This is a genomic window from Flavobacterium sp. UBA7680 (assembly GCF_002482975.1).
In the GTDB taxonomy this organism is placed as follows: domain Bacteria; phylum Bacteroidota; class Bacteroidia; order Flavobacteriales; family Flavobacteriaceae; genus Flavobacterium.
In genome coordinates, this window is record NZ_DLHA01000052.1 from 15,998 (window position 1) to 25,814 (window position 9,817).

Genomic DNA, 9,817 nt, shown 5'->3' on the forward strand with positions numbered 1-9,817 from the left:
CTTATCGACAAATTGATGGAAATTATCTTTTGGGGGATAAATCATTTATTTGTTAAAGTAAATTACACATCTAATTATTGAAATAAATATTTCTCTAACTACAATAAAATATAGTAGGATTTAATAAAACTTCATGCAATTAAATATAAATATCATAGAAACAATACCTTAGTTACAAGACAACTCTTTATTATCTCCTGTTCTCCCTGTTTTTATTAGCTCATTTAACTTTGTGATAATACGTATAATTAATTTTGTTTGTAATCTAAACCAACAGTAATGCAACCAAAATGAAAACTTTGGTCTTTATAAACATTTGTAGTGGTTAAGCATTTGCTTCCGGAACAGCTGTATGCATAACTGCTCCGGCGCAAATACTACCACAATTATTTTTTAGCTTGTGTGACAATCCGGCGAACAAGTTTTACAGCCATTTGATTGGGAATAGGTCTTTTTGGCTTCAGTTACTGCAGATTTACAATTAGAAAATTCACCTAGATATTTTTTACTTGCAATACTTGAAAGGTATTTGCAATCTTCATTGTGTACTTCGTGATCTCCATTCGACTGTGCGTTGTTGTTTACATAATACTTTTTCATGATTAATATTTTATAGTTATACATGTCAAACTTAATCTCATTATAAATGAGTTCTTTACGGAAAACCGTAAAGACATTAAAAAACAACCTTATGGTCCTTCCTCAATAATTTCTAGCACATTCCCATTTAAATCAACTTTTGCTTTTACGTAATTCTTAACAACACCTCCAAATGCATTTTTCCCTCTGTATGTAGTCAAGACAATTAAATGGTCATCCATATCCCAATATTTGGTTTCTGCATGCTCGTAACTATCGGGATCATTCATTGCCTCTTTAATCATTTTAGTCAGTCCAGGATGTGAACCATCCCAGGCGCTAAATTGCTTTTCTAATTCAATTTGTCTTTCGGACTTTGGTGTTCCATCTGAGTTTAAACTATCTTGCTTATCATCTTCGCTTCCAAAAGCCATTATTAAAAATGCTATGAAAATTAGGGCTGAACCTAAATGTTGTATTCTTTTTTTCATCCTTATTTTAATTTTTGTGTTATTGTTTTTTTATAAAAAATAAATGGCAAGCTTGTACCAAGTAAATACATTACTAGATCGATCTTATCAAAGGTTCCGGGAATTACTTTTATCGCCTGTAATACTTCTGAAAGTAGGGAGACGAATGGAATGATAAATATCCAAATGACACTTTCTCGGCTGATATTATTCTTCCAGACCAATAGTATTAAACTCATATAGGAAAACATCCAAAGACCATCAGGTAAAGCAAAGAGTACCCATTCAGGGATTATAACTTTAACCGGAGTTAATGTTTGCCGGATCTTTAGTAACTCCTCTAAAAATCCGATAGTATTAATCCAATGAAACATTTTTAAATCAGTGGTTCTAAAAAACAGATAGATAAAGCTACCCAAGCATAGTGTCATAAAGTGTCCTATCAGTAATTGTCTTGTTCTCACAAATCGGAAAACTAATACTTCCAAGTATCCGCTTGAGTTTTAGTGTAAGTAACATAGAACTTGTTGGGTGCTATGTCTTTGAAAACATTAATAGTACCACCTCCTTTTTGATCACAAAATGCATTTTTCTCTTGTTGATAGGCATCTTTTGATGCTATATTGGTTATCCCTGAAACGTAAAAGTCATTTTTTACTTTGTTTACTTTATCGGCTAACTTATAAGTAATTGTATTGTAGAAGCGCATAGGTGTTGATTGTTCCGAAAATGTTTTATTACTGTTTTGTTTTGCTGATGGAAAACGAAGTAAGTCGCAATCCCTGAAAACTGTTTGATTGATATTGAATTCGGAAATGGCTTTTGATGTTTTTGGTGGAATCGCTATTACTTTTGCTTCAATTGTTTCTACTCCGCTTGTGCTGTTGGTAGCTAAAGTAGTTGAATTATATCCTGACAAGGCCAACCAACCCAATTGTGAAAAACCAGTTGTTTTAGTTGTTTTTGCAGCTGTATTGCTTGAGTTGCTAAAGATTCTGTTTTGGTAATAATCATAGGCTTTGTCGTTGATTACATAAAAGCTTTCATCAAGTTGCAAGTAAATCACATCATTAGTTTTGTTGTAGAAAGCGAAGCCGGCGTTTCCACTTTCTGACCAAAGATTATAGCTTATTTTACAGTTATTGTCTTCGAATACGATTGCATTCCCGGATAACTTTACCGTTTCTGATTTGGTTTCATAAACCTGATAATAGGTTGTTACTGCATTACACGATGCCAAAAGACATAGTAGAAATAATGATAATGTAATTTTTTTCATGTGTTTGATTATTTTGAATTAGTAATCAAACTTATGAGTAATAAAAAAGTATTACTTACGGATTACCGTAAAGGCATAATAAAATAAAAAAGGTAATTAAGCTATTCCTAAGTCTTTGGCAATAGCAATAAGATGTACTGTATTATTGGCTCTGAAGTGGTCTTTGAGCTTACTGATTCTTTTTTCAATAGTACTTTTACTGTTGGGAGTTATTCCCAACTCTTTAAATCGGGATTCTAACTCGTCTTGTGTTATGCCAATCGATAATTGCTTGATAATTTGAACATCATAATCGTCAATTTCGCGAGAAGAATTATCTTTAAAAATGTGATGTAAACTTGGAGAAAGATAAGGTTCTTGACTATGAGTTATATGATTGACAGCCATCTTAAGCTGGTCAATACTATTTCTACCCTTTTGGATATAGCCATTAATCTGTGACTCTTCAAAAAGAGTCTTAATTCTGAAAATTTTATCTTCAACAGAATAAACAATGATTTTTAGTTTGGGTTGCAATATTCTGATTTGTTGTATAGCTTCTTCACCTGTTTTAATTTTTACATCACGGTGATCTTGCTCAAAAGACAAATCAGATATAAAAAGATCATAAGGTGTATTGTCTAAAATTGCTTTTTTTACTTTTAAAATAGCATCATCACAATATTTAACATGTTCTATATGGACAATTCCTAATTCACTCAGTGCCTGAATTACGCCAATATTAATACTATCTATATCTTCGGCAACTAATACTCTTTTAAACATAGTAATTTACTTTGGTATTTGAATGGTGACTTTGAAACCTTTACTTGTTTCTTGGTCAAAAATAAAAGTTCCTTTCACGGCGTGAATACGGTTTTCCGCATTTTGCAGTCCTTTTTTTGAAAAATGATCATTGTCAATTCCTTTTCCGTTGTCTGTATATTGTATGTCAACAAATCTTGGTGTGCTTTCAAAACTAAGCATCACTAAATTGGCTTCACTGTGTTTTTTCATGTTTACCAATAACTCCTGTGAAACTCTATAAATAGCAATTTTCTTTTCGACAGCCAATTTTGACCAGCCAATTGTATTTAGGTTTTTGGTAATGACATTTACTTTGCTATTACTATAACCGGATATCATATCTTTTAAATCATTCTCAAATTTGTCGTCCGTATTGATACTACTGTTTTCCTTGGAAATATTTCGTGTTCGGTTATAAATCTTGTCGAGGTTATCAATCAGTGCTTCTTTTTTATCCGGAAGTTGTAAATCTTGAGTTTCAGCGAAGGTCATAGCATTATAGACATCATTGGCTAATTCATCATGCAATTTTTTTGAGATATGTGTTTCAGTTGCATAGGAAATGGTTTTTAACTTATTTCTATTTTTGGAGCGAATCAAAAAGTACAATAATATGCTTAGCAAGACTGCCGAAAGAAAAAAGATGAAATAAAGTTGTTTTTGTCCCTTTTGAATTTCAACAGCTTGAAGTGCTCTGGTTGCATCATATTTTATCTTTGCAAACTGGTTTTTTGCAGCACTCCTAACCAGTTGTAAGCTGTCATTTAGCTGAAAAAATTGCGGCGAATATTTGTTGGCAATAGTCGGTTCACTGTTTTCAATTATCCATCTTAATGCCTCTAATTTATCATCCGGACTGTTTATTTTTTGCGCACTAAGTAGGGCTTTTATCGCGTGCTTATGTGCCATCGCTTTGTCTCTTTCTTTGAAGTATTCAGACAAATGAATATTAGAAGGGATAAGGCCGATATGATCCTTTAAACTATCTCTTAGCTGTAATGATTCTGACAAATTTGTATAGGTGTCGGGATGTTTCAACTTAAATTGGGCGTACCCTAAATTATCAAAAACACGAGCAGTTTCAATTTTATTGTTTTTTAAAGACTGATTTTTCAAAAGCGGTCTTAATACAGCTAAAGCTTTTTCATATTGCCCATTCTCCAAATGAACCAAACCAATATTATTTTGCGCTATAGCTTTGGCAGTATCATCAGAAAAGGTTTCAAAGGCTTTTTTATAATACTCAAGTGCACCATCGAAGTTTTTTTGCTTGTCATAACTAATTGCCAGCATGTTATAAAAATAAGGCTGATACGTTTTACCTTTATAGTTGGCCAATCCTTCTGTGATGGTTTCTTCTGCACCATAAAAATCACCTACATATTGCTGAATGGTTGCCATTTGAAGTAACGCATAAGCGTATTCCTCTCCTGACTTGTTGTTGCACTTATCCTTTGCCTGATTGTAAAAAAAGTAGGCGCTGTCTAATTGTACTTTTTTGTACAAAGCAGTATCGCCTTTGGTCTTCAATAAAGTATACTCCTTATATTCTTGATTTGAAATAGAATCATTACAAGAAAATAAAATCCCGAGGATTACAAAAAACAAAATCGGGAAACATACCTTTTTTCGTATCATTTCCCGAAGTTATTAAATAATTTTCAGTCTTGAATGCAAAACTATAAATTATAGTCTTTTACCACCTCCCATTCCCGGTGGCGGTGGCGGTGGCGGAGGTATAGGAATACCTTGTTGTCCACCGGTATCATCGGCTACTTGGTTTTGAGCAGGTGCCTGCATTTCATCAGCAGTACAAGAGGTCATCACGATTGACGACAAGATAAAAAACGAAAATAAAAGTATTTTTTTCATGATATTGTTTATTAAAAATTTGACATAGCTGTGGCTGTCCAGGTCTTTCCCGAAGCCGTTGCAAAGGCTAAAACCAATGCGGAATTTTGAGTATTTGAAATACTATTTTGGGAAGTGAAGTGCGCTGTTACAGAACCGTTTGATTATACTTCCCGAATAAAAATTCAGTCCTGTTAAGCGTCACTTTTTAAGAAGTAGTTTTGTACATTTGTTCTATCGCGATGTAGAACAAGAACTAATTCTGAGACAAAGGAATGTGGTTTTTGTGTGAGTGTTTATAGCGAATTCCGGTAATTCCGATAATTCCGAAGAGTTCTAATATTTCCGATAAATTTCGTCCAAAACATGAAGAACAATACCGAAAATGATTATCGAAATGCTATCAAAGCAAAATATGAAATAGAAAAATCAGGAGATTTTCATGGTTTTTTGGAAAATCCATCTCCTGCACAATTAAGAGAATTTTGCCTGTTGAAATTTGACAATGGACTGAATAAAATTGATGAAGCAATTTTTAGAATCTACTTCAAAGTAAATGAAACTGAAAACCTTAGAGAAGCTATCTATAATTACCACATTCCCAAGTTTAAATCTGTCCAATCTTTTTTGATTGAAGAGAATAAGAAAACTAATATTCAAAACTTAAATCTAATAGCGGTTTTGGTTGATTTTAATCCAAGACCTTATAATAAATTCTCTAAAGGAGACTCTACAGATCATACAAATGATATAAAAACAGAAGATTCCAATGCGCTTGAGGTTAATAAAGAAATTGACACCCTTAAAAACCGAGACACTCTTTTTGTTAGAAATCCCATAGGAGTTCCAATTGATAAGCCCAAAAGCAGTCTAAAAAAGAAAGTGGCTATTGGGATTTGTACTATAGTATTCGTTTTTTCAGTAGGCTATACCACGAAACAATTTATTCTTCCCGCGAAAGAATGTATGCAATGGCAAAATGATCATTACGAGTTAGTGGATTGTAATAGTGAAATTAATAGTCTTTATTCTGAGGCAACTATTGAACCTAAAGACGAAAAAGTATTAGATTTAAAAAAGATTGAAGTATGTGATACTACTACTTTTTTTAGAGGAGAAAAAGCAGTTGTTTGGTATTGCAAAATAAATGCCGATGAACTTGAATATTTTAATGGAATAGGAGATGGACATCATCCAATCTTGGACAAAGCATTGCACCCCATTACTAAGCATATGATTGAAAAGTATGTGAAAAAATGAACATTTTTTCATATTTCTAAAAATATTGAGTCTAGCAGATATTGAAGTTTTTAATCATAACCATAATTAAGATGCCAAAAATAAAAATCAACCTTTTTGGTGAAGGGCTGGAGATTAAAAAATTATTGATTCCGACACATAAGTTGTCGGATTGGAAAATTTATGCTGACGAAAAAAGAAAATCTTTGCAGGAACTGCTTCAAGATCCTTTCTTTTTTTATGATTTTAGAGAAAAGGACTTTGAAACCTTAGAGGATATTCCTTCCATTCAGTTAAACGGCATGTTTATTAATTCGAAAAACAGTCTCGAAATTTGGTTTGGACGCCATAAAGTTCATAAGTGCAATGCGACAGCACTTGACAACACTCAACTTTTATTCTCCATTTATAACATCAATCAAAAAATAATTGAAATAAAGCATAAAGGTTTTTATCTTTTAAAAAAAGAAAAAGGTTTATTAGAATCGATGGAAATAGATGTCACACCCAATAAAATTTATTTAGAAGATTTTCAATTTCAAACTTTGTCAATTAATCATCAAGAACTATTGCATAAAATTAGCTTCAAAGGAGAGCGACTACCCCTCAAAAAGAAAGACACCGTAATTACTTATCAATCGGGTTTTGAAATACAATAATTGAAAAAAAAAGCTAAGTTGCCCTATAACTACACCCGTAAAAATATCCCTTCATAAAGCCCTACAAATATTAAGAAACTCTTATAGGTTCCGGAGTGCTTTCTTTTGGTATAGTATTAATCAATTCGTTGGTATATTTATAACAATTGTAAAATCTATCCATACCGGTTATGTCGAGAAAGAATTCATCAATGCTAGCTTTTCACCTTAGTTACCTGTCGGGTCGTTACAGCGTTAATCGTAATATCACTTACAATAACCAAGCACCTATTGTTTATTGACGGTGCGAATGAGACATTTTTTTACTGATTCTATTCTTGCATTTAGATTACTTAAAAAAAATGCCTCTATTTATTGGTATCAATCTCCAAGTGAAATTGGTTGTGATTATTTCCGGTTTTGCATTGAGTATAACTGGCAAGTTGGGGTAACTGAACCCAATGATGAAATCGGACTTTAATACGTTTTCAAGATTGTCTATTTCACGGTTGTAAAAATTAGTAAGTTCGGCGTCTGTTTTGCCATATAGGGTGCAGAAGCACTTATAAAGCCATTTTAATGTAAAGTTTTTTAAAAATGTTGTTATTTAAAAAACTTTTTGGCATCTGATAATTGGGTTCGCATAAAATTTTAAGTATGCATCTTTTACTCCATTGTAAGAAGAAAGTTTCTTATGTACGTTAGGAATTGGGAAAGGAATTACTCGGTCTGTCTTAGTGTTCAACTTGTTATTTTTAATATCACTTTTTTTAAGTTTTACTATGCATTTTGGTAATACTTGTTATCAAAAAAGTTAATTAAATTTTTTTTTCTTATAATTTTATATATATATTCGTCATCAAATAGAACTCAAATACCACTTCGTAGTTCTATCAAAACCAGCTATTTGTTTGGCTGGAGTCGTCCAACAAGAATTTTTTATTGCAGATTTATCTGCTATCGTTTTTGAATTTTAACGGAATGTGCTCCCAAAAGAGTAACACTGCAGTTATCTGTATTGTTTATTTTTTCGAGTAATGTTTATAACTATATCTATGAAAAATCAATTCTTAAAAAAGTATGTTTTTAACACTATTCTTTTCTTGTGTTTTACAACAATTTATTCTCAAGAAAAAAAGCAAATCTTAGACAGTGGACTCTGGATTAAATCTTCGGATACACCCCTCAAAAAACCTAGTGATAGTACTTTAAACAAAGAAAGAGCGTTAAAAAAGCATTTTAATTTTAATCCTGTAGTTGATTTTACAAAAGATAAAATTAAAAAGAACTTTAAAAATATTGTTAAAAAGGAATCTACACTTTTTATGGTTATTAAAAGTCCGTCAAAGGAAGACAATACAGTCTTAATTATGGAAAAGGGAGGTGATAAAACTTTTTTTACTACCAAAAAGATTCAATCTGATAAAGATTTACTTCTCAATAAAGGCAATTCCGAGAAGGGAACATTGATTACTTACGCTTGTAATAAGAACTCCACTTTGACAAAAAAGAAAGGAAGTATAACTATTGACGATTTATTTTATGAGGATAAAGATGGTAAAAATCTGATGATGGAGTTGATCTATTTTCCAAAATATTTAAATGAGTTGGAGCAAAATATGATAGAGAGTTATTTGTCTATTAAATATGGTATTTCATTGAATGGAGACAAAGATTATTACAATTCAAATAGAGAAAAGATATGGACTTTCAAGGATAACAAGGATTATAATTATAGAGTGTCCGGAATAGGAAGAGATGATTTGTATGAGCTTAATCAAAAACAATCAGGGAATTATGAAAAAGACGGATTGTATATTGGATTCAACAAGATTGAAAAAAGCAACAAACTCAATAGTAGTGAGATTGAAGACAAGACTTTTATAATGTGGGGAGACAATAATGAAACTACTTTTATTAAAGAGAATGAAGGTAATTATAAAAAGATGAAAAGGGTTTGGAAGCTACAGTCGCATGGAAAATTAAATAGTGTACTCTCTACTCAAATAATCCTTAATAAAGAAGAAATGATTATTGAGGATTTAAAAAAGGAAGATAAATTTGATAGTGATATAGTTTGGTTGGCTATAGATACAACACAGAATGGTACATTTAACTTTAAATCTGCATATTATATTAAGCCTGAAGTTAGGGAAAATAATTTGGTTTTTAATAATGTATCATTAAAGAGTAATACTTCATGTTTATTCACTTTTGTAAAGGCATCTGATTTTATTGTTAAAGAAGAAATAGAAGCTTCTAATTGTGGTTTGGGGCAATTAGGCAAAGTTAAAATCACTATTGTAGGTGGTAATGCACCTTTCAAATTGCGATTGTTTTCTGAGCATTTTTCTAAAGACTACGATTTGAATAATAATTCTTTAGAAGTTACACAATTAAAAGACGGAAACTACCAACTAGAAGTAACTGACGCCACATTAAAAGTTCAAAAAACTGCATTTACAGTAGATGGGTTTGTTAATAGCAATGTTTCTTTGTTTAAAGAATGGGTATTGAGTGACAATGGCAACGTTATAGTAAAACCTGAGATTGAAAATGCTACTTCAATTAAAAGTTTCGAATGGTTTTATGATACTAAGTTAATTTCTGCAGAGAAAGAATTAGTAGCCACAAATCCGGGTAATTACAGTTTAGTGTTGACCAATGAAAATAGTTGTGTCAAAACATTTGATTTTACTGTTATTGAAAAAGACACCGGAGTTAACGATGACTGGAAGATTTATCCAAATCCCACAAGAACCAATGAGAATTTCACGATTAGTTTTACACTTAAAAAAATTGAGAATGTTTCTGTGACCTTGCTTGATGTGAATGGAAGAACCATTAAAAAGACTGATTTAGGAGCGATACAACAATTTGAATATAAAGATGTTTTAAGTATTTCGGGCACATATTTGGTTATCATAACTAAAGATGGAGTTTCGCATGCCAGTAAATTAATCATCCAATAATCA

10 protein-coding genes are annotated in these 9,817 nt (G+C 31.7%); 3 read left to right on the top strand and 7 right to left on the bottom strand.

Going from position 1 to position 9,817, the window contains the following annotated elements; translation table 11 throughout:
* Positions 1-393 precede the first annotated feature (393 nt).
* From B3C18_RS21890 to B3C18_RS21920, 7 genes are all read right to left on the bottom strand, one after another.
* The gene (locus B3C18_RS21890; protein ID WP_291151804.1) at positions 394-600 is read right to left on the bottom strand and encodes a hypothetical protein; all 207 of its coding nucleotides are present in this window, start codon (positions 598-600) and stop codon (positions 394-396) included.
* Between the two features lie 89 nt (positions 601-689).
* Positions 690-1,070: a hypothetical protein gene (locus B3C18_RS21895; RefSeq protein ID WP_291151807.1), complete on the bottom strand. Its 381-nt coding sequence runs from the start codon at positions 1,068-1,070 to the stop codon at positions 690-692.
* 2 nt (positions 1,071-1,072) lie between these two features.
* Positions 1,073-1,423 carry a hypothetical protein gene (locus tag B3C18_RS21900; RefSeq protein ID WP_291151809.1) on the bottom strand — a complete coding sequence of 117 codons (351 nt, stop codon included), beginning with the start codon at positions 1,421-1,423 and terminating at the stop codon, positions 1,073-1,075.
* Between the two features lie 101 nt (positions 1,424-1,524).
* Positions 1,525-2,328: a hypothetical protein gene (locus B3C18_RS21905; protein WP_291151812.1), complete on the bottom strand. Its 804-nt coding sequence runs from the start codon at positions 2,326-2,328 to the stop codon at positions 1,525-1,527.
* Positions 2,329-2,424: 96 nt separating this feature from the next.
* Positions 2,425-3,093 carry a response regulator gene (locus B3C18_RS21910; protein WP_291151815.1) on the bottom strand — a complete coding sequence of 223 codons (669 nt, stop codon included), beginning with the start codon at positions 3,091-3,093 and terminating at the stop codon, positions 2,425-2,427.
* A gap of 6 nt (positions 3,094-3,099) precedes the next feature.
* Complete coding sequence (locus B3C18_RS21915) at positions 3,100-4,752, bottom strand: tetratricopeptide repeat protein (protein WP_291151818.1); 1,653 nt, start codon at positions 4,750-4,752, stop codon at positions 3,100-3,102.
* 48 nt (positions 4,753-4,800) lie between these two features.
* Entirely contained in the window at positions 4,801-4,938 is a 138-nt protein-coding gene (locus B3C18_RS21920) for a hypothetical protein (protein WP_291151821.1), read from the bottom strand.
* Between the two features lie 393 nt (positions 4,939-5,331).
* Here B3C18_RS21920 and B3C18_RS21925 point away from each other — a divergent pair, with 393 nt between their 5' ends.
* The 3 genes from B3C18_RS21925 to B3C18_RS21935 all read left to right on the top strand — a co-directional run bounded on the left by B3C18_RS21925 (position 5,332) and on the right by B3C18_RS21935 (position 9,814).
* Positions 5,332-6,225, top strand: a complete 894-nt coding sequence (locus B3C18_RS21925; RefSeq protein ID WP_291151823.1) for a hypothetical protein — start codon at positions 5,332-5,334, stop codon at positions 6,223-6,225.
* Between the two features lie 71 nt (positions 6,226-6,296).
* The gene (locus B3C18_RS21930; protein ID WP_291151825.1) at positions 6,297-6,863 is read left to right on the top strand and encodes a hypothetical protein; all 567 of its coding nucleotides are present in this window, start codon (positions 6,297-6,299) and stop codon (positions 6,861-6,863) included.
* 1,034 nt (positions 6,864-7,897) lie between these two features.
* Entirely contained in the window at positions 7,898-9,814 is a 1,917-nt protein-coding gene (locus B3C18_RS21935) for a T9SS type A sorting domain-containing protein (RefSeq protein ID WP_291151828.1), read from the top strand.
* Positions 9,815-9,817 lie beyond the last annotated feature (3 nt).

Coding starts and splice junctions, on each gene's coding strand:
- B3C18_RS21890 (WP_291151804.1), bottom strand. CDS start 600: ATGAAAAAGTATTATGTAAACAACAACGCACAGTCGAATGGAGATCAC.
- B3C18_RS21895 (WP_291151807.1), bottom strand. CDS start 1,070: ATGAAAAAAAGAATACAACATTTAGGTTCAGCCCTAATTTTCATAGCA.
- B3C18_RS21900 (WP_291151809.1), bottom strand. CDS start 1,423: ATGTTTCATTGGATTAATACTATCGGATTTTTAGAGGAGTTACTAAAG.
- B3C18_RS21905 (WP_291151812.1), bottom strand. CDS start 2,328: ATGAAAAAAATTACATTATCATTATTTCTACTATGTCTTTTGGCATCG.
- B3C18_RS21910 (WP_291151815.1), bottom strand. CDS start 3,093: ATGTTTAAAAGAGTATTAGTTGCCGAAGATATAGATAGTATTAATATT.
- B3C18_RS21915 (WP_291151818.1), bottom strand. CDS start 4,752: ATGATACGAAAAAAGGTATGTTTCCCGATTTTGTTTTTTGTAATCCTC.
- B3C18_RS21920 (WP_291151821.1), bottom strand. CDS start 4,938: ATGACCTCTTGTACTGCTGATGAAATGCAGGCACCTGCTCAAAACCAA.
- B3C18_RS21925 (WP_291151823.1), top strand. CDS start 5,332: ATGAAGAACAATACCGAAAATGATTATCGAAATGCTATCAAAGCAAAA.
- B3C18_RS21930 (WP_291151825.1), top strand. CDS start 6,297: ATGCCAAAAATAAAAATCAACCTTTTTGGTGAAGGGCTGGAGATTAAA.
- B3C18_RS21935 (WP_291151828.1), top strand. CDS start 7,898: ATGAAAAATCAATTCTTAAAAAAGTATGTTTTTAACACTATTCTTTTC.